General features: G+C 74.5%; 16 protein-coding genes. 9 read left to right on the forward strand and 7 right to left on the reverse strand.

All coding sequences use genetic code 11. The features are described 5' to 3' along the window. The first annotated feature begins 290 nt into the window (after positions 1-290). The 3 genes from ggt (at position 291) to BMY04_RS03345 (ending at position 3,871) form a co-directional block, all read left to right on the forward strand. Positions 291-2,192: a gamma-glutamyltransferase gene (gene ggt, locus BMY04_RS03335; RefSeq protein WP_091177651.1), complete on the forward strand. Its 1,902-nt coding sequence runs from the start codon at positions 291-293 to the stop codon at positions 2,190-2,192. A 115-nt stretch (positions 2,193-2,307) separates the two neighbouring features. Then, positions 2,308-3,018 carry a GAF domain-containing protein gene (locus BMY04_RS03340; protein WP_170853964.1) on the forward strand — a complete coding sequence of 237 codons (711 nt, stop codon included), beginning with the start codon at positions 2,308-2,310 and terminating at the stop codon, positions 3,016-3,018. A 73-nt stretch (positions 3,019-3,091) separates the two neighbouring features. Beyond that, positions 3,092-3,871, forward strand: coding sequence for a hypothetical protein (locus BMY04_RS03345; protein WP_091177653.1), 780 nt, complete (start codon positions 3,092-3,094; stop codon positions 3,869-3,871). A 9-nt stretch (positions 3,872-3,880) separates the two neighbouring features. Here BMY04_RS03345 and BMY04_RS03350 read toward each other — a convergent pair whose 3' ends face one another. Both BMY04_RS03350 and sppA read right to left on the reverse strand, forming a co-directional pair. After that, positions 3,881-4,846 carry a bacteriorhodopsin gene (locus tag BMY04_RS03350; protein WP_170853965.1) on the reverse strand — a complete coding sequence of 322 codons (966 nt, stop codon included), beginning with the start codon at positions 4,844-4,846 and terminating at the stop codon, positions 3,881-3,883. A gap of 92 nt (positions 4,847-4,938) precedes the next feature. Beyond that, positions 4,939-6,633 (reverse strand): signal peptide peptidase SppA, encoded by a 1,695-nt coding sequence (gene sppA, locus BMY04_RS03355; RefSeq protein ID WP_198409905.1) that lies wholly within the window; start codon positions 6,631-6,633, stop codon positions 4,939-4,941. Between the two features lie 107 nt (positions 6,634-6,740). On the opposite strand from sppA, the gene BMY04_RS03360 reads away from it, so the two are divergent. Continuing rightward, positions 6,741-7,367, forward strand: a complete 627-nt coding sequence (locus tag BMY04_RS03360) for a DedA family protein (RefSeq protein ID WP_139209728.1) — start codon at positions 6,741-6,743, stop codon at positions 7,365-7,367. A gap of 97 nt (positions 7,368-7,464) precedes the next feature. Beyond that, positions 7,465-8,271 carry a hypothetical protein gene (locus tag BMY04_RS03365; RefSeq protein WP_091177655.1) on the forward strand — a complete coding sequence of 269 codons (807 nt, stop codon included), beginning with the start codon at positions 7,465-7,467 and terminating at the stop codon, positions 8,269-8,271. Between the two features lie 32 nt (positions 8,272-8,303). Here BMY04_RS03365 and BMY04_RS22620 read toward each other — a convergent pair whose 3' ends face one another. Beyond that, positions 8,304-8,441, reverse strand: a complete 138-nt coding sequence (locus tag BMY04_RS22620) for a hypothetical protein (protein WP_170853966.1) — start codon at positions 8,439-8,441, stop codon at positions 8,304-8,306. 106 nt (positions 8,442-8,547) lie between these two features. Between BMY04_RS22620 and BMY04_RS03370 the strand changes: the two genes are divergently transcribed. Both BMY04_RS03370 and BMY04_RS03375 read left to right on the forward strand, forming a co-directional pair. Beyond that, a complete protein-coding gene (locus BMY04_RS03370; RefSeq protein WP_091177656.1) occupies positions 8,548-9,768 on the forward strand; it encodes a sensor histidine kinase in 1,221 nt (406 codons plus the stop codon). After that, positions 9,765-10,454 carry a response regulator gene (locus BMY04_RS03375; RefSeq protein WP_269766190.1) on the forward strand — a complete coding sequence of 230 codons (690 nt, stop codon included), beginning with the start codon at positions 9,765-9,767 and terminating at the stop codon, positions 10,452-10,454. The genes BMY04_RS03370 and BMY04_RS03375 overlap by 4 nt, the downstream gene beginning before the upstream one ends. 70 nt (positions 10,455-10,524) lie before the next feature. On the opposite strand, the gene BMY04_RS03380 is transcribed toward BMY04_RS03375, so the two are convergent. Beyond that, the gene (locus tag BMY04_RS03380) at positions 10,525-11,520 is read right to left on the reverse strand and encodes a TIGR03557 family F420-dependent LLM class oxidoreductase (RefSeq protein ID WP_091177657.1); all 996 of its coding nucleotides are present in this window, start codon (positions 11,518-11,520) and stop codon (positions 10,525-10,527) included. Positions 11,521-11,678: 158 nt separating this feature from the next. After that, positions 11,679-12,038, reverse strand: coding sequence for a DUF3072 domain-containing protein (locus BMY04_RS03385; protein WP_091177658.1), 360 nt, complete (start codon positions 12,036-12,038; stop codon positions 11,679-11,681). A 164-nt stretch (positions 12,039-12,202) separates the two neighbouring features. On the opposite strand from BMY04_RS03385, the gene BMY04_RS03390 reads away from it, so the two are divergent. Continuing rightward, positions 12,203-13,261 (forward strand): DNA topoisomerase IB, encoded by a 1,059-nt coding sequence (locus BMY04_RS03390; RefSeq protein WP_091177659.1) that lies wholly within the window; start codon positions 12,203-12,205, stop codon positions 13,259-13,261. A gap of 20 nt (positions 13,262-13,281) precedes the next feature. Here the strand turns inward: BMY04_RS03390 and BMY04_RS03395 are convergent, their stop codons facing one another. Further along, positions 13,282-14,688, reverse strand: coding sequence for a sensor histidine kinase (locus BMY04_RS03395; RefSeq protein ID WP_091177660.1), 1,407 nt, complete (start codon positions 14,686-14,688; stop codon positions 13,282-13,284). A gap of 198 nt (positions 14,689-14,886) precedes the next feature. Between BMY04_RS03395 and BMY04_RS03400 the strand changes: the two genes are divergently transcribed. After that, positions 14,887-17,172 carry a glycoside hydrolase family 3 N-terminal domain-containing protein gene (locus tag BMY04_RS03400; protein WP_232506070.1) on the forward strand — a complete coding sequence of 762 codons (2,286 nt, stop codon included), beginning with the start codon at positions 14,887-14,889 and terminating at the stop codon, positions 17,170-17,172. On the opposite strand, the gene BMY04_RS03405 is transcribed toward BMY04_RS03400, so the two are convergent. Continuing rightward, positions 17,162-18,742, reverse strand: coding sequence for an FAD-dependent oxidoreductase (locus tag BMY04_RS03405; RefSeq protein ID WP_091177661.1), 1,581 nt, complete (start codon positions 18,740-18,742; stop codon positions 17,162-17,164). The genes BMY04_RS03400 and BMY04_RS03405 overlap by 11 nt on opposite strands. Positions 18,743-18,785 lie beyond the last annotated feature (43 nt).

Here is an 18,785-nt window from a genome sequence, read left to right on the forward strand (position 1 = left end):
TGCCCGGGGCGGTCCCGGCCTCCGGCGGTCGGGGGTAGCCACAGTCTGGCCCACCGGCTGCCCCCGCGCGGGGCGACCACCCGTCGGACGGCCCGGCGTGTCCGCCCGGGCACGCCCTCCGCATCCGCCGGCGCGCGCCCCTGCAAGGCACGGCCGCACCGTCCGCCGGCAGCCGTCCGTGCCCGCGCGTGACATCCGTCGCCCGAGCCCCTCGACTTTCGTCGGTGGTGTGCGCTTGGCTGTGGTCCTCCGGTGCACCACCGGTGCTCCAGCCGTCGAGAGGCCCAGCGATGCCGGTCACGACCCCCCACCTCCGTCGCAGCCTCGTCGCGAGCGCCTGCGGGCTCGCGCTCGTGGCCGCGCTCGCACCGAGCGCCAGCCCCGCCCCCCGCGCCGCCGGTCCGGCCCCCGGCCTCGCGCCGCAGCCCGCCGCCGCGCCCGCGGCGACGTCCGCCGCGGCCAAGGCGGGGCGCGTGACCAAGAAGAACGCGACCGCACGCGGCAGCGGCGGTGCCGTGTCCAGCGTCGATCCCGAGGCGACCCACGCGGGCATCGAGGTGCTGAAGAAGGGCGGCAACGCCGTCGACGCCGCGATCGCGACGGCGGCGGCGCTCGGGGTGACCGAGCCCTACTCGACCGGCATCGGCGGCGGCGGCTACCTCGTCTTCTACGACGCGAAGGCGAAGAAGGTCCGCACGATCGACGGCCGCGAGACCGCGCCCGAGTCGATCCCGACCAACGCCTTCCTCGATCCGAAGACGGGCAAGCCCTACCCCTTCACCCCGGAGCTGGTGACGAGCGGCGTGAGCGTCGGCGTCCCGGGCACGCCGGCGACGTGGGACACCGCGCTGCGGCGCTGGGGCACGCTGAGCCTGCGCAAGGCCCTCGAGCCGGCGGAGAAGATCGCCGACCGCGGCTTCGTCGTGGACGAGACGTTCCGCGAGCAGACCCTGCAGAACAAGGTGCGCTTCGCCCAGGTCCGCAGCACCCGCAACCTCTACCTCCCGAAGGGGGACGCCCCGCAGGTCGGGTCGGTCTTCCGCAACCGCGACCTCGCCGCGACGTACCGGGCGCTCGGCGAGGAGGGCACGGACGTCATCTACCGCGGACGGATCGGGGCCGACATCGTCGACACGGTGCAGAGCCCGCCGAAGACGGCGGACGCCACGCTGCCCTTCCCGAAGGGCTACCTCGAGCGCTCCGACCTGGCGGCCTACCGCGTCGAGCGGCCCAAGCCGACCAAGGTGCGCTACCGCGGCCTCGACGTCTACAGCATCGCCCCGTCCTCGAGCGGCGGGTCGACCGTCGGCGAGGCCCTGAACATCCTCGGCACGAAGAAGCTGTCCGAGGTGCCGCGGACCGAGGCGCTGCACGACTACCTCGACGCGTCCTCGCTCGCCTTCGCCGACCGCAACGCCTACGTCGGCGACCCGGCCTTCGTCGACGTCCCGCTCGAGACGCTGCTGTCCAAGCGCTTCGCCCGCTCCCGCGCCTGCCTCATCGGCGACCGCGCCCTGCCCACGCCGACCCAGCCCGGGGCGCTCGACGCCACCGGCTGCGCCCAGGCCCCCGCGGCCGGGCGCAACGAGGTCGGCACGTCGACGTCGCACCTGGTCACCTCCGACCGCTGGGGCAACGTCGTGTCGTACACGCTGACCATCGAGCAGACGGGCGGTTCGGGGATCGTCGTCCCCGGCCGCGGCTTCCTGCTCAACAACGAGCTCACCGACTTCAGCTACGACCCCACCGTCCCCGACTACGCGAAGGACCCGAACCGCATCGAGGGCGGCAAGCGGCCGCGCAGCTCGATGGCACCGACGATCGTGCTCAAGAAGGGCAAGCCGAAGTACGCCATCGGCTCGCCCGGCGGCGCCACGATCATCACCACGGTGCTGCAGACGCTGGTCAACCGCGTCGATCTCGGGATGACGCTGCCGCAGGCCGTCGCGGAACCGCGGGCCAGCGCCCGCAACATGGCCTCGGTCAGCGCCGAGCCCGAGTTCATCGCCGAGTACGGCGACGCGCTGAAGGCGCTCGGCTACACCCTCACCCCGACCGGCGACTCCTTCACGTTGAACGCGCAGATCGGCGCGGTCGCCGCGCTCGAGTTCCGCAAGGGCGGCCGCGTGATCGCGGTCGCCGAACCGGTCCGGCGCGGCGGCGGCGACGCGGAGGTGGTGCGGCGCCGCTGAGGAGCACCCGCCGGGTTGGGTGAACGGGGTCCGCGGCGGGTATCAAGGCTCGACGGGTATCCCCCGACCCGTCGAGGCCCGTCGAGGGCTTGTCCCTGAGAGCATCGGAGCCCTCGTGGAGCTGCGTTCCCGTTTCGTCGCCGAGCTCAAGGCCGTCAGCGGCGGCCGCTTCCACGACCTGTCGCCGAGCAGGGTCGCCGACGCGGTGCGCCGCGCCCTGGGGCACCCGGGGGCCGGCATCGTCATGCTGCACCGGCTGCTCCGCGTCCCGGTCGGCGCGGCGGGCGAGCAGGTGGCCCTGGCCGAGCAGCTGCAGGTCACCCTCGGCGAGGGGCCGTGCCTGGCCTCGGCCGACTCAGGCCGGGCGTTCGCCTCCTCGGAGACGCAGCTCGCGCAGAGCTGGCCCGTCTACCGCCGGGCCCTCGTGGCCGCCACGCCCTACCGCAGCACGCTCTCCTTCCCGCTGCTCCGCGGCGGTCGGGTCTTCGCCGCCCTCGACGTCTACGGCCGCGACCCCGAACCGCACCTGCCGGCTCCACTGGCAGTCATCGCCGCCGAGGTGGCCGACCTGGTGGCGCCCCTGCTGCTGGCTCCTGCGCCACGGCCGGAGGACCCCCACGACCGGGCCGCCGGCGTCCGGGTGCAGCAACGGGAGCAGGTGCAGGTGGCGCTCGGGATGCTCATGGAGGCCGCCGAGGTCGAGGAGCTCGACGCGCTCGCGCTGATGCGGGGGTACGCGTTCCGTACCGGCACGCTCCTCGACACGGTCGCGGGGCGCATGACCGGCGGCGCGCTCGCCGCGGCCGACGTCCTCGAGGTCGGCTGAGGTCCGGCCGCTCCGCCGCGCCCCCGACCCTCTGCGACGATCATCGCCCGACCCCGACGCTGAAGGAGCCCCCGTGCTCGACGACCCCGCCATCTCCGACGAGCGCGTGGCCCAGGTGCTCGGGCTCTACGCCCGCATGGCGCACCACGTGGTCGCCGACCCCGAGCAGTGGCTCGGGCTGGACGACGAGCCGCCGGAGGACGCGAGCATCCCCGCCAAGGTCCTCGACGAGCTGCGCGACCGCGTCTTCGGCGAGGAGACGCCGGCGTCGCCCACCTGGGAGCAGCGACCGCTCGACGAGCGCGTCCGCTGGTGGACCCGCCGCATCGGCCTGACCGCCGGGCTGGCCGCCGCCGTGCCGCGGGTGGCCGGGGCGCTGGCCGACCGGATCCCGCTGCAGGCCGCGCTGGGCGCCTCGGGTGCCGGGCTCGCCGTCTGCGCCGTCGCCCGCGAGCACGGCGTCGTCGAGGCGGAACGCTGGGTGCCCCTGCTCGCCAAGGTCCTGCTCGACCGCGACCTGCCCGACCGGCTGGCCGCCGACGAGGCGGCGAAGGCGACCGACGCCGAGGCCGAGGCGCGGCTGCGGACGGTCCCGCCCCACGAGGAGGAGGCGACGGGGCTCGGTCCCGCGGCCCGCCGCGGCGTGGGGACGCTCTGGCGGCTGGGCCGCCAGATCTGGGAGCTGCAGTCGATCCTCGACGAGCGGCCGCGCGGCAGCTTCCTGTTCCGGGCGATCGCCCAGGTGCCCGTCGTCGGTGTGGCGGGCGGGTTCCTCGACGAACGGGGCGGCATCAAGCGGGCCGCCAAGGAGACGACGCAGCTGCTCGAGCAGGGCGGTCGCCGTTCCGGCTGAGCCGGCGGGTCAGTCCCGCCCGGTGGCGGCAGGCGGGGCCTCTCCCCGGTGCTCGTGCGGGCCCGGGGCGACGTGGGTCTCTCCCTCGCGGACGTCGCCGGGGTGGCCGTACGCCCCGACGCTGCGGTCGCCGGGCAGCACCGGCTGGGCCTCGGCCACCTTCTCGGTGCTGACGTACACGGGCTCGGGGTGGGCCGACTCCCCACGGGCCACGTCGACGGCCGTGCGCGCCTTGGCGCAGGAGTGGACGTAGAGGCCGAAGGCGACCTTCGCGCAGACGTCGGCGACGTCGAAGGCGAGCTGGCGGCCCACGGCCCAGCGCGTCGAGTCGGCGAAGAAGAACGGCACGCAGTAGGCGAGCGGGTAGACGCCCCACGTCCACGACAGCATCAGCGTCGCGCCCCGCAGGTGCTCGCCGGCCGGCTCGCCCAGCCGGCGGGCCTCGCGCAGCCCGGTGCGCAGCAGGCCGACGTAGAGCGGCACGAAGAAGGCGGTCGAGACGAGCCCCCAGACCAGGTGCCCGAGGCGACCCTCGTACACGGCCGCGCCGAGGTAGCCGGTGAGGATCATGAGGAACCCGAGCGCCATCCAGGTGGCCCGGGTCCTGCGGGCCCGCAGCCCGGTCAGGGTGGTGACGGCGAGCAGCTCGAGGGTGAGCAGCGGAACCGTCATCATCCAGTCGACGTAGCGGTAGGAGTTCCGGAACTGCAGCGTCGACGACGACGGGGAGAAGGTCGCGCGCTCCGGGTCGTAGTCGAAGCCCGAGACCCACGCGGCGACCAGCAGCACGTACGACAGGCAGGCGACCAGGCCGATCACGGCCCCGGCGTCGCTCGAGGGCCGGTAGCGCGCCGACAGCTCGCGGCGGGACGCGAGCAGGTAGACCGACAGGCCCAGCAGCAGGAAGAAGGCGAGCACGAAGCCGGCGAGGACGACGTCCCACTGCGCCTCGGTGTAGGTCAGACGGCTCTCCACGGACGGGGTTTCTCCCGCAGCGGCCGGGCCGAAACCCCTCCGGCCGCCGAGCCCGGGACGCCCGCCGGTCGGCGCTCGTGGTCCCCGGGGCCTCAGCCCAGCGAGAGCGACGGCATCCGCAGCGCGGCGCCGGTGGGCAGCCCGAGGACCGCGGCGAGCCGGTCGAGGTCACCCAGGCCGGTGCCGACGAGCGCGGTACGCGGGTCCTCGCTGTTGCGCGGGCGGCCGAGCCGGGCCAGCGGCGCGACGTGCCGGGCCGGCCGGACGGGCGCCCGGACGGGCAGGTCGGCCCGCTCGCGGGCGATCCGCACGGCCTCGTGCAGCCCGCCGAGCTCGTCGACCAGCCCGACCTGCTGGGCGTCGGCACCGGTCCAGACCCGGCCGCGGGCCACGGCCTCGACCGCCTCCCGGCTCAGGCCCCGGCCGTCCGCGACCCGCCGGGTGAAGTCCTCGTAGACCTGGTCGAGGCTGGCGTCGAGGCGCTCGCGCTCCTCGTCGGTGAACGGGCGCCGCGAGGAGTACATGCGGGCGCGGGCGCCCTGCTCCACCGCGCCGGTCGAGAGGCCGAGCCGTTCCAGCAGCTCGGAGACCACGAACTTGCCGCCGAACACCCCGATCGACCCGGTCAGCGTCGCCGGCAGGGCGACGACGACGTCGGCCGGGCAGGCCACGTAGTAGCCCCCTGAGGCGGCGACGGACCCCATCGACACCACCACCGGTCGGCCGGACTCGCGGACCCGGCACACCTCGCGCCAGATCGTGTCGGAGGCGACCGAGGAACCGCCGGGCGAGTCGACGTGCAGCACCACGGCGCGGGCGGCGTCGTCGTCGAGGACGGCCCGCAGGTCCGCCGAGACGGTGTCGCTGCCGACCGAGGGCCCCATCGGGCCACGCCGGCTGGCCCCGCTGACGATGCCGCCGCGCACCTCGACCAGCGCGACGTGGCCGCGCGGCCGGCCGGGCAGCGACGGCAGCGCGGGCTTCCGGCGCGGGCGCCAGCGGTCGGCGAACAACAGCTCGGCGCGCTCGCCGACCCGCTCCCTCACCGAGGCGTAGACCTCGTCGCGGTAGCCGAGCCGGTCGACCAGTCCCGCCGCGCGCGCCTCGGTCGCCGTGCGCGGGCCCGTGTCGACGAGCCGGCGGACCTCCTCGACCGCCAGCCCGCGGCCTCGGGCGACGTCGGCCACCGCGCGGTCGAGCAGCGAGCCGCTGAGGCGCTCCAGGGACTCGCGGTGGGCGTCCGTCAGACCGGTGCGGCTGATCCGGTCGACCGCGTTCTTGTACTCGTGGCGGCCCTCGATCTCGGGCTCGACACCGAGCTTGTCGAGCGCGCCGCGCAGGAAGGTCGTCTCCACCGCCACCCCGAGCAGCGCCAGGTCCCCGCTCGGCTGCAGCCAGACCTCGTCGAAGGCCGACGCCAGCACGTACGCCGGCAGGTCGCCGCCGCCGGCGGAGAAGGTCTCGGCCCAGGCGACCGTCGGCTTGCCCGTCGCGGCGAACGCGGCCACGCCCTCGCGCAGCTCCTGGGCGGCCGCCCAGCCCGGCGTGCCGCCGACCTTGGCGACGAGCCCGACCACGCGCCGGTCGGACCCGGCCTCGTGCAGCGCCCTCAGCAGCGGCCCGCGCTGCGGACGCCCCCGGGACGAGAGCCGCGCGAGCGGGTCGCCCGGTGCCGGGTCGGCCGGCGCGACGGTGAGGTCGATCTCGAGCAGCAGCGGGCCCGTGCCGGGCAGCGCCCGTCGGGAGCCTCGCGTGGCGCTGTCCTGGGCCTGTCGAAGGGGGTCCACGCGCCCAACGTAGGACGGCGTGCCGACGGCACCCGCCGCACCGACGGCCGTCTCCGGGTCGGCCCAGGGTCGTCGCCCGGCCCGTACGGGTCGTGGGGTCCGGGACAATGGGGACGGTGACCGACTGGATCGTCTCCCTGATGGCCACGCTCGGCAGCCCCGGCGCAGGCCTCCTCGTGGCGCTGGAGAGCATCTTCCCGCCGATCCCCAGCGAGCTGATCCTGCCGCTGGCCGGCTTCGCCGCGAGCCAGGGCCAGCTGGACGTGGTGGCCGCCGTCGTCTGGACGACGCTCGGGTCGGTCGTCGGCGCGGTCGTGCTCTACGCGCTCGGGGCGAAGGTCGGCGAGGAGCGGCTGCGGGCCGTCGCCCGGCGGATGCCGCTGGTGCGCGAGTCCGACATCGACACCGTGGACGGCTGGTTCGAGCGGCACGGCGGCAAGGCCGTCTTCTTCGGCCGGATGGTGCCCGGCGTGCGCAGCCTCATCTCCATCCCGGCCGGGGTCGCCCGGATGCCCGTCCCCCGGTTCCTGCTGCTGAGCGCGCTCGGCAGCCTGGTCTGGAACACCCTCCTCATCAGCGCCGGCTACTCCCTCGGGTCGCGCTGGTCGGTCGTCGAGACCTGGGTGGGAAGGTTCCAGGAGGTCGTCGTGGTCGTCGCGGCGCTGGCCGTGGTCCTCGTGGTGGTGCGCCGGGTGCGGGAGGGCCGCGCGGGCCGCCGGCCGAGCGAGGGCTGAACCGGTCCGGGACCGGGTTCCGCCCCCCGTCGTCCGGACAGCGGTCGCACAGCCGTTCCGCAGGCAGCGTGGGGTACGACCTGGCACGCTTGTCGGCGTGACGACCGCCGAGCGCAGCCTGGCCGGGCCCGTGGTGCCCGTCGTGCCGGCGCCGACCGGCACGTCCGTGCGGGCCGGTCTGCTCCGGATGGTGGCTCAGGACCTGCGGTGGGCGTTCCAGCGCCCGTACGGCTGGCTGGTCGGGATCGCCGTCAACCTGGTGCTGTCGCTGGCCTACCTGCTCGTCGAACCGCTGCGGGACGGCACGCACCGCGACTGGGCCGTCCTCGTCGGCACGTACTTCGCCGTGTTCATCCTGGCCGACGTGACCAGCACCAACGTCCTGGGCGTCGACGCGGAGCGCACCCGGCTGCGGCTCCTGCGCGGCGTCGCGCTGACCAAGATCCTGCTCGTCAAGAACATCGCCCTGATGGTCATCGTGGGCCTGCCGACCCTCGTCGCCACGGCGTGGATCACGGTCGTCGACGAGCCGGACTACCGCCTGGCACTGACCCTGCCGGGCGTCCTCTACCCCACGCTGCTCTGGCTCGGCGTGGGCAACCTCGTGTCGGTGCTGCTGCCCTACCGGCCGCTGCCGCTGCGCGTGCGCTGGCAGCAGCGCCGCGTGTGGCGGCGCACGGGGCGCTGGCTGTTCTGCCTCGGGCTGCCGTACGCGCTGTGCCTCGCGGTCGACCCGATGTCACGGGTGCCCCGCCTGCTGAGCTCGGTGCTGCACCTGCCCCGCGGCTCCGGCGTGCACGGCGTCGAGGTGCTCGCCCTTGGAGTGGTGTGCTGGGGCCTGCTAAGCGCCGTGGCGGTCCGGCTGGCGCACCGGCGCAGCATCGGCCTCGACGACCTGCTCTGAGCCCGACGCGGTCCCTCCCGGACCCGGTGGGCTCAGCCGCGCGCCGGGGTCACCGTGTCGGTCGCCGCGGCCCACTCGCTCTGGTCGGCCGGCTGCCGCGTGCGCCGCCGGACGGCCCACACCACCCCGCCCGCGCAGGCACCGACCAGAGCCGCGACCGTCCACCTCACGCCGCCAGCCTAACCAGCGCGTGGGCCCGCGGGCCGAGACCCGACGGCACCGGCACGACCGTGGTGGGATGCGGGCGGGACCGCCGGCTCGTAGGGTCGAGACGCCATGCTCACCGCCGAACGCCTCGTGCGCGACCGCCAGCTCCTCTTCGACCTGTGCCTGTGCGCCCTCGTGTCGGTCGTGACGACCGGCTACTCCCTGGCGGTGGGCGAGCGGGCGCTCGGCCTCGCCTCGCTCGTCGTGACGCTGCCGCTGCTCGTGCGCCGGGCCTTCCCGGCGGCGGCCTTCGTGATGATGACGGCCGGCTGCCTGTTCTCCCTCGCCGTCAGCCAGCTGCCGTCCGCGGCGGGCATCGTCTCCGTGCCGATCATGGTCTACACGCTCGCCCGCTGGAGCCCGCGCACGCTCGCCCGGCTCGGGTGGGCGGTGGGCGTCGTGGGTTCGGTGCTCGGGCCGGCGCGCTGGGCGCTGGGCGGCGGGGGGCTGACCGACGTCACCGTCTTCATGGTCAGCGTGGTCGCCTGCCTGGCCGTGGTGTCCGGGACCTACGTGGTGGGCCGCAAGCTGCGCGAGTCCGAGGACAGCGCGGGGCGCCAGCGCAGCGCGGAGGCCGAGCGGGTCCGGCTGCTGGAGTCCGAGCAGGAGCAGCGCGAGCGGGCCGCCACCGTCGACGAGCGCAACCGGATCGCGCGCGAGCTGCACGACATCGTGGCCCACTCCCTCTCGGTGATCGTCGTGCAGGCCGAGGGCGGGCGGGCCCTGGCCACCCGGCACCCCGAGCGCGCCGGCGAGGTCCTCGGAACCATCGCCGAGACGGGCCGCGAGGCGCTGACCGAGACCCGCCGCATCCTCGGCGTGCTGCGCGACGGCCGCGGGGACGCGAGCACCGCGTACGGGCCGCAGCCCGGGCTCGCCGACATCGCCGACCTGGTGCGCCGCACGAGCGAGCGGGCCGAGCTGACGACGTTCGGCACGGCGCCGCCCCTGTCGCCGGCCGTGGGGCTGACCGCGTACCGGGTGGTGCAGGAGTCGCTGACCAACGTCCTCAAGCACGCCGGGCCGGACGCCCGCGCCCGCGTCGTCGTGGCGTGCACCGCCGACGCGGTCGAGATCGAGGTGGTCGACGACGGCGGCGGCGCGGCCGCGGTGCCCCCGCCCGACGGGCAGGGCCACGGGCTGCGCGGGATGGCCGAGCGGGTCAGCCTGCACGACGGCGAGCTGTCGGCCGGCCCCGGCGCGAACGGAGGGTTCGTCGTGCGGGCCTGGATCCCGTACGAGCGGGCGGTCGAGACCCAGCCCGACCTGCCGCGGGTGGTGGCGTGGTGAGCGGGATCGCGGCGGTCCCTTCGACCGCGACGCGGGTGTTCCTGGTCGACGACCAGGCGCTGGTGCGCGGCGGGTTCCGGATGCTCATCGAGGCCGAGGACGACCTCGAGGTGGTCGGCGAGGCCTCCGACGGCCAGGAGGCGCTGGCGCGGCTGCGGACCACCCCGGCCGACGTCGTGCTCATGGACGTGCGGATGCCCGTGCTCGACGGCGTCGAGACCACCCGGCGCCTGCTCGCCGACGGCAACCCGGCCCGCGTGCTCGTGCTGACGACGTTCGACCTGGACGAGTACGTGTTCGCCGCGCTCAAGGCGGGGGCCAGCGGCTTCCTGCTCAAGGACGCGCGTCCCGACGAGCTGCTCTCGGCGATCCGCGACATCGCGGCGGGCGACGCCGTGATGGCCCCCAGCGCCACGCGCCGGCTGCTCGACCACGTCGTACCGACCCTGCCGGGCGAACCACCCAGCCGCGACGACAAGCGCCTCGACGAGCTCACCGCCCGCGAGCTCGAGGTCCTGCGCGAGATCGCCGCCGGCGCGACGAACCCCGAGATTGGCGCCCGCCTCTACATGGCCGAGGGCACCGTCAAGACCCACGTCGGCCGGCTGCTGTCCAAGCTCGGCGTCCGGGACCGCGTCGGCCTGGTCCTCTTCGCCTTCGAGGTCGGACTGCGACCCGACCGCTGACGCGGCCGACCTCCCCGGGCGAGAGGTGGATGAGCCCGGCCCCGACGAGGAGGACGGGCTCCCTCTCGGCTCAGCTCTTGGGTGCGGCCTCGCGCAGCGCGGCGAGGATCGGCTCCGCCGCGGTGTCGAGGAACTCGCGCTGGCCGTCGTCGCCGACCTGGACCAGGGCGATGTCGGTGAAGCCGGCCTCCCAGTACGCGCTGACGGCCTGGACGATGGCGTCGACGTCGGGCCCGCAGGGGATCGACTCGGCGACGTCCTCGGGGCGGACGAACTGCGTCGCCCCGGCGAAGCCGTGCGGGGTCGGCAGGTCGGCGTTGACCGCCCAGCCGCCGCCGAACCAGCGGAACTGGTCGTGCGCCTTGGCGATCGCCGCGTCCTTGTCCGTGCCCCAGCAGATCGGGATCTGCCCGATCTTGCGGGAGCCCTTGCCGCTGGAGAGGATGCCGCCCTTCTCCTTGTCCCACGCCTTCACGGCGTCGGCGTCGGGCTCGACGGCGATGAGGTGGTCGCCGAGCGGCGCGAACCGCTCGATCGACTTCTCCCCCGACACGGCCATCCCGATGGGGACGCCGCCGTCCGGGGTGTCCCAGATCCGCGCCGAGTCGACGCGGAAGTACTCCCCGCCCCACGTCACGAGCTCACCGGTGAGCAGCTCGCGGATGATCGTGGTCGCCTCCTCGAGCATGTCCTGGCGCTGCGCGACCGGCGCCCAGCCCTCGCCGGTGATGTGCTCGTTGAGGTTCTCCCCCGAACCGAGGCCGAGGGTGAAGCGCCCGTCGCTGATGATCTGCAGCGTCGCCGCCTTCTGCGCCACCACGGCCGGGTGGTAGCGCTGGATCGGGCAGGTCACGTACGTCATGAGCTCGACGCTCGAGGTGAGCGCGGCGACGGCGCCCAGCATGGTCCACGCGTAGCCCGCGTGGCCCTGCGAGGCCAGCCACGGGGAGTAGTGGTCGCTGGAGACCTCGAAGTCGAAGCCGACCTGCTCGGCGCGCGCGCCGTACTCGACGATCTGCTTGGGACCGCTCTGCTCGGTCATGAGGGTGTAGCCGAATCGCACCATGGGGACTGCTTACCCTGCCGCGGCCCGTCCTAGCACGGCAGGGGTCAGCCGTACGGCGCCCGCCGAGGACGTGCAGGACCCGCGCCGAGCCGGACCGGCGTCGCCGTCGACCTCCGGCCCCGGCCGGGCCCGTGAGCCCGACCGGGTGCGCGGGCGGGTCAGTCCTTGCCCGTCTTCTCCCGCAGGCGCTCGATCTGCTCCGACGCCTCACCCTTGGTGATGTCGGCAGGGATCTCCTCGCCCGCCTGGCGGGCGAGCGTGTCGAGGTAGCTCTTCTGGGCGGCGGTGATGGGGTCGCCGCCGGTCACCCACTCGCTCGGGTCCTTCTCCAGGGACGGGTCGCCGCTCCCGGAGGCGCCGAGCACCTCCTCGTTGTGCTCCGGCGAGGTCTGGACCTCCGAGGTCTCCTCGGCGGCGGCCTGGCTGGTCTCGGAGGTGAACTCGCCCTCGGGCGCGGTCGAGTCCTGGTCGCTGGTCGCGGTGGCGTTGCTGTCGTTCGTGCTGGCGCTGTCGGTCATGCCGCACAACCTAGGTCGGACCTCTGACAGTTCTCGTGGGCGGTGGACGACCACACCCTCCGGGGGTGCACGACGCCGCCGGGCACGGCGGCAGGACCGGGTGTGCGCGGCCGTCGCGACGACCGGCCGCGTTACGCGGGGCGCCACCGGGTAAACACGAACGCGTGGTCCGCCTCCGCACCGTCTCCCCGTCCCAGCCCGGCTGGACGCGCGAGCGCGTCCCCCCGGACCCGACGAAGGACTTCGAGTACCTCGGCCTGCAGGGCGAGAAGCTCGCCGGGCCGGACATGGAGCGCTGCGTCGCCCTCGTGATCCCGCCCGCGTGGGAGAAGGTCTGGATCTGCCCCGTCCCCAACGGCCACATCCAGGCCGTCGGGACCGACGAGGCCGGCCGGCGCCAGTACCGCTACCACGAGCAGTGGCGGATCAAGCGCGACGCCGCCAAGCACGAGCGTGTCCTCGAGGTGGCCTCCGAGCTGCCCCGCGCGCGGCGCAAGGCGGCCAAGCACCTCGGGCTGCCCGGGATGCCGCTGGAGCGGGCGATGGGGACGGCCTTCCGCCTGCTCGACCTCGGCTTCTTCCGCATCGGCGGCGAGGCGTACGCCGAGGAGAACCACAGCTACGGGCTCGCCACCATCCGCCGCGAGCACGTCTCCTTCGAGGGCGAGCAGGTCGTCTTCGACTACATCGCCAAGTCCGGCAAGGAGCGCTACATCGCGCTGGTCGACAAGGCCGTGATGGCGTCGGTCCGCGCCCTCGTCGACCGCGACGACGACAACCCCGAGCTGCTGGCGTACGAGACCGCCGACGGCTGGCACGACGTGACCTCGACCGAGATCAACGCCTACGTCAAGGACGTCGTCGGCGGCGAGGTCTCGGCCAAGGACTTCCGCACCTGGCACGGGACGGTGATCGCCGCGGTGGAGCTCGCCGAGCGCAACGAGGCGGCGACCACCGAGTCGAAGCGCAAGCGTGCGATCAGCGCGGCGATGAAGGACGTGTCGGCCTACCTGGGCAACACCCCGACGGTGGCCCGCAAGTCCTACGTCGACCCGCGCCTGATCGACCTCTTCAACGACGGGATCACGATCGACCCGGCGCTGGCCAGGGGCAAGCACGACCTCGCGGGCGGCGCCACCCACGGCCGGATCGAGAAGGCCGTGCAGGAGCTGCTGACCACCAGCAAGCGCGAGCTCCGCAGGGAGCTGGCCCACCTGCAGTGACGGGGGCCGGGCCCTCCGGCTCAGGCGGGGACGAGCACCGCGGGCAGCGCCTCGACGTGGGTCACGCCCGGGAGCTGGATGGTGAACTCGGCGCCGCCGTCGTCGGAGCGGCCGGCGCTCACGCTGCCGCCGTGGTCCTCGATGGTCTTGGCCACGATCGAGAGCCCCAGCCCGGTGCCCGGCGTCTTGCGCGCCGACGACCCGCGGAAGAACCGGTCGAAGACGTAGGGCAGGTCGGCCTCGGGGATGCCCGGGCCGGAGTCCGCGACGCGGAGACGGTTGCCCTCCAGGCGCACCCGGATGGTGCTGCCCGAGGGGCTCCACTTCACGGCGTTGTCGAGGAGGTTGGTGACCGTGCGCTCGAGGCCGTCCGGGTCGCCGATGACGTGGAACTCGTCCAGGGAGACGTCGAAGACCCGGTCCGAGCCGCGGCGCCGGACGCGCTCGACGGCGGCCTGCACGACGGTGCGGAGGTCGGTCGGCTTGAACGAGCCCGCGGAGTCGTCGCGCGAGAGCTGCACGAGGTCGCCGACCAGGCCGGTCAGCTCGCCGAGCTGGGCCCGGACGTCGCCGAGGATCTGGCTCTTCTGGGTGTCGGAGAGGTAGCCGTTGCGCAGGTCGCTGCTCAGCAGGTCGACGTTGGTCGTGAGGCTGGTGAGCGGGGTCCGCAGCTCGTGGCCGGCGTCGGCGACCAGCCGGGACTGCCGCTCGCGCATCCGGGTGATGGCACGCATGAGCTGGTTGAACGACGCCGCCAGCACGGAGAGGTCGCCGAAGGCGTACTTGATGGCGATGGGCTGGAAGTCGCGGGTGTCGGTCACGTGCTGCACCGCGGCGGTCAGCTGCCGGACGGGCCGCAGGGCGGAGCGGGCGACGAAGAAGCCGGCCACGCCCGCACCGACCATGCTGGCCAGGACCACGCACAAGACGATGAGGCGCTCGGTGGAGAGGATCTCGAGCACGGGGCCGAGCGGGCGGGCGACCACCAGCGCGTAGCCGCTCGCCCCGGCGGGCACCGCGACCACGACGTACGGGAGGCCGCGGGTGTCGACGCCGGTCCGCTGGACGCGCGGGCCGTCCGGCGTCGCGGCGGTGAGGTCGCCCGGCTCGATGACCAGCTCGGCCGTCTCGCCCGGGAAGCGGACGACCCGCCCGGTCGGGTCCACCGCCTCGACGATGACCCCGCCGGCCTGCCTGGACTCGGGCAGGAGCGTGCCGGACTGCTGCAGCGAGGCGGTGGTGTCGGAGACGATGTCGTCGGCGATGGAGAAGGCGACGGACTGCGAGGCGGCGACCAGCGTGTGGCGGAGGGCGATGTAACCGGCGACGTTGGAGACGAGGATGGCGAGCATGACGAGCAGGACGGTGAGCAGGGTCACCCGTCGCTGCAGCGGCTTGCGCCGCAAGTAGCTCCAGAGACCTTCCACCGCGCCGGTCCTCCACCTCTGACGTCGCCGTCGTCCGCGCCGGCACCTGGGGAGCGCCGGTCACTGTGAACATCGTAAGCCTCAGTTCGAACATTTCTCAGAAAAATCTCAAGACTCTTCTGCAACGTGGCCCCGAGTCCCTGCTCGAAGGGGCGCTTGGGAGCATGGTCGGACCGACAGAGCCGTGGGAGGACGTCCGTGGAGCAGCCGTACGCAGCAGGGTCCGTCGAGCCGGGCGGGAGCGATGTCGCCGAGCGGGTCGAGGAGCTCCTCGCCCGGATGACGGTGGAGGAGAAGGCCGGCCAGCTGACCCAGCTCTTCTACTTCGGCGACCTCGCCGGGTCCGAGGCCGACTCGGAGGCGAGGGCCACCATCGGCGTCGCCGACGACCCGACCGGCTCGGTCGAGGAGGCCCTGGGGCGCGGCGGTGCCGGTTCGCTGCTCTTCGTGACCGATCCCGCCCAGACCAACCGGCTCCAGCACCTGGCGATCGAGGGCGGCCGCCACGGCATCCCGCTGCTCTTCGGCTTCGACGTCATCCACGGGCTGCGCACAATCCTGCCCGTGCCGATCGCCCTGGCGGCGTCCTGGGACCCGGTCACCATCGAGCGCGGCCAGGCGGTCGCGGCCCGCGAGGCGCGGGCGGTCGGCATCCACTGGACCTTCGCCCCGATGGTCGACATCGCCCGCGACCCGCGCTGGGGGCGCATCGTCGAGGGCGCCGGCGAGGACCCCTTCCTCGGGGCGGCGGTCGCCGCCGCGCAGGTGCGGGGGTTCCAGGGCGAGGGCATCGGTGCTCCGGAGCGGGTGGTCGCCGGCCCCAAGCACTTCGCCGGCTACGGCTACGGCGTCGGCGGGCGCGACTACGACGAGGTCAGCGTCTCCGACCACGAGCTCCACAACGTCGTGCTGCCCCCGTTCGCGGCGGCCGTCGACGCCGGCGCGGGCAACGTGATGACGGCGTACATGGACGTCAACGGCGTGCCGGCGACCGGCAACGGCTTTCTCCTCGACGACATCCTGCGCGGCGAGCTGGGCTTCGACGGCTTCCTCGTCAGCGACGCCAACGCGGTGCGCAACCTCATGACCCACGGCTTCGCCACCGACCTCACCGACGCCGGCGTCCGCGGGCTGCGCGCGGGCGTCGACCTCGAGATGGCCGTCTCCGACCCCGCGTACGCGCACCTGCCGGAGGCGGTCCGCGCCGGCCTGGTGGACGAGTCCGCCCTCGACGTCTGCGTGCGGCGCGTGCTCGCGGTCAAGATCAGGCTGGGGCTCTTCGACGACCCGTACGTGCACGAGGGCCGCGCGGCCGAGGTCCTGTCCGACCCGGCGCACCGCGACGTCGCCCGGCTGGCGGCCGAGCGGAGCGCGGTGCTGCTGCGCAACGAGGGCGGGCTGCTGCCGCTGGAGCCCGACGCCCTGGCCCGGGTCGCCGTGCTCGGCCCGCTGGCCGACTCGCGGCGCGACACCATCGGCCCCTGGGTCTTCGACTACGACAACGACGAGACGGTGACGATCCTCGCCGGGCTGCGCGCCCGGCTCGGCGAGGGAACGCGGGTCGACTTCGCCCCCGGCGTCCGGCCCGGGCAGCGCACCTTCCCCTCGATGTTCGACATGTGGGGCGACAACGCGCCGGTCGACCCGGAGGGGTTCGACGACGAGGCCGAGCTCCAGCGGGCGGTGGACCTGGCGGCGGGCGCCGAGGTGGCGGTCGTCGTCGTGGGCGAGTGGCAGAACATGATCGGCGAGGCGGCCTCGCGCTCCTCGCTCGAGCTGCCCGGCCGCCAGCTCGAGCTGCTGCAGCGCGTGGTGGGCACCGGGACGCCGACGGTCGCGGTGGTGATGAACGGCCGCCCGCTCGCCCTGCGCTGGGCCGCCGAGCACGTGCCCGCGATCCTCGACGTCTGGTACCCCGGCAGTCAGGGCGGGGCCGCCGTCGCCAACCTGCTCGTGGGGGACGCGGTGCCGGGCGGCCGGCTGCCCTTCACCTGGCCGCGGACGGTCGGACAGGTGCCGATCTACTACGCGCACACGATCTCCCACGAGCCCGACAACCAGGGCCGCCGCTACTGGGACGAGGAGAGCACCCCGCTCTTCCCCTTCGGGCACGGGCTCTCGTACGCGCCGTTCTCGTACTCCGACCTGGACCTCAGCGCCGACTCCGTCGGCCTCGACGGCACGGTCTCGGTGACGGTCACGGTCACCAACACCGGCGACCGGGACGCCGAGGAGGTCGTCCAGCTCTACCTGCACCAGCGCAGCGGTCGCTCGTCACGCCCGGTACGTCTGCTCCAGGGCTTCGAGCGGGTCGCGGTCGGCGCCGGCCAGGCGCGGTCGGTCACCTTCGAGGTCGGCCCGGAGCACCGCCGCTACTGGAACGCCGTCGAGCGCGACTGGGTCCTCGACCCCTCCACCTTCGACGTGTGGGTCGGCGGCAGCTCCACCGCCGACCTGACCGGCTCGTTCGAGGTCACCGGCTGACCCCGGGCGCGACCCCGGTCTCCGAGGCGGGGTCCGGGGCGTCCGGACCTCGGACCACGTGGTTCGCCTCGAGGGCGGCGCCGAGCAGCGCGTCGTCGACCCGGCCGCCTGCGAGCGGGAGCGACGCGACCACGAAGCCGTCGGGCCGGACGAGGTAGAGCCGGTCGGGCCGCAGGCGGCGCCGGTCGTCCGGGCCCAGGTCTCGGGGCCCGTCGACCCAGCCCGGCACGTCCGGTCGCGCGGCGTTGCCGCCGTAGGTGTGCAGCTGCCAGGTGAGGTCGCGCAGGGCCGCGGCGTTCTCCCCGGCCGGCGGCAGGCGCACCCCGACCGCCGGGTCGTCCGCCCAGGCGGGAGGCGTCGCGCTCGCGGCGAGGTGGTACCGGATGCGGTACTGGCCGAGCCAGCCCCCGAGCCGGGCGCCCGCCGGCCGCTCGAGCAAGGAGGGCAGCAGCGTCGCCGCCACCACGCTGAAGCGGCGCCGCACCCACGCGGGCCCCCGCCCGCGCCGGCCGACGACGCCGAACACCCGGTCCGTGAGTCGGACCAGCCGCAGCGCGACCGGGCGGCGCTCGCCCTCGTAGCGGTCCAGCGCAGCCGTCGTCACGTGGTCGTGCGCCACGTCGGCCAGGAGGTGGGCGAGGTCGTGCGCGTCCTGCAGGCCGGTGTTCATCCCCTGGGCGCCGACCGGGGAGTGCACGTGCGCGGCGTCCCCGGCGAGGAAGACCGGGCCCGTACGGAAGCGGGCGGCGACCCGATGGTGGACGCGGTAGGTGGAGAACCAGTCGACGGCGTCGTAGCGGAGCCCGAGGTCGGCGCGCGCACCGGCGAGCGCCTCCTCCTGGTCGACGCCGTCGTGGGACGCCAGCGAGATCAGCCGCACGTGCCCGCCCGGCCCCAGCGGGAACACGAGGGCGAAGGTCGCGTCCCCGAACCGCGCGACGATCGCGTCGTCGGCCGTGCCCGGGACGCCGCGCAGGTCGGCGACCCAGAACGTCGCGTCGTCGGTGACCCCCTCGAAGGGCACGTCCAGCAGGCGCCGCACGACCGACGCCGCCCCGTCCGCACCGACGCACCAGCGGGCCCGGACCCGCGACAGGCCGTCCGGTCCCTCGACGAGGGCCGTGACGCCGGCCTCGGGCCCGTCCTCCTGCATCAGGTCGACCAACCGGTGCCGCCACCGCACGGAGACGCCCGCCTCGTCGAGCGCCTCGACCAGCAGGCTCTCGTTGCGGCTCTGCTCGAAGACGCGCAGGCCGGGGAAGCGCGTCGCGCCCTGCTGGGCCCGGTCGACCCGGAGGCTCTGCGCCGGCCGGTCGGGCCGGACCTGGAGACGGGTGGCGAGGTACGACCCGGCCAGCACCTTCTCGACGAGGCCGAGCTGGTCGTAGAGCTCCATCGACCGGGCCTGGAGCACGATCGCCCGCGACTCCCGCGTCGGACCGGCCTTGCGGTCGACCACGACCACGGGCACCCCGCGCCGCGCCAGCACCAGCGCGGCCATCAGTCCCGTCGGTCCGGCGCCGACCACGAGGACGGTCGTCGCAGTGGTTGGCAGATCGCTCGTACGCATGCCTCGATGGTGATCTCATCAGGTGATGATGTCAACGGTTGAT

Origin of the sequence: Microlunatus flavus, assembly GCF_900110855.1 — a bacterium.
Taxonomy (GTDB): Bacteria; Actinomycetota; Actinomycetes; order Propionibacteriales; family Propionibacteriaceae; genus Microlunatus; species Microlunatus flavus.

Excerpts from the sequence above, each read along its gene's own strand:
- ggt (WP_091177651.1), top strand. The coding sequence starts at position 291 with ATGCCGGTCACGACCCCCCACCTCCGTCGCAGCCTCGTCGCGAGCGCC.
- BMY04_RS03360 (WP_139209728.1), top strand. The coding sequence starts at position 6,741 with ATGGGGACGGTGACCGACTGGATCGTCTCCCTGATGGCCACGCTCGGC.
- BMY04_RS03370 (WP_091177656.1), top strand. The coding sequence starts at position 8,548 with ATGCTCACCGCCGAACGCCTCGTGCGCGACCGCCAGCTCCTCTTCGAC.
- BMY04_RS03380 (WP_091177657.1), bottom strand. The coding sequence starts at position 11,520 with ATGGTGCGATTCGGCTACACCCTCATGACCGAGCAGAGCGGTCCCAAG.
- BMY04_RS03385 (WP_091177658.1), bottom strand. The coding sequence starts at position 12,038 with ATGACCGACAGCGCCAGCACGAACGACAGCAACGCCACCGCGACCAGC.
- BMY04_RS03405 (WP_091177661.1), bottom strand. The coding sequence starts at position 18,742 with ATGCGTACGAGCGATCTGCCAACCACTGCGACGACCGTCCTCGTGGTC.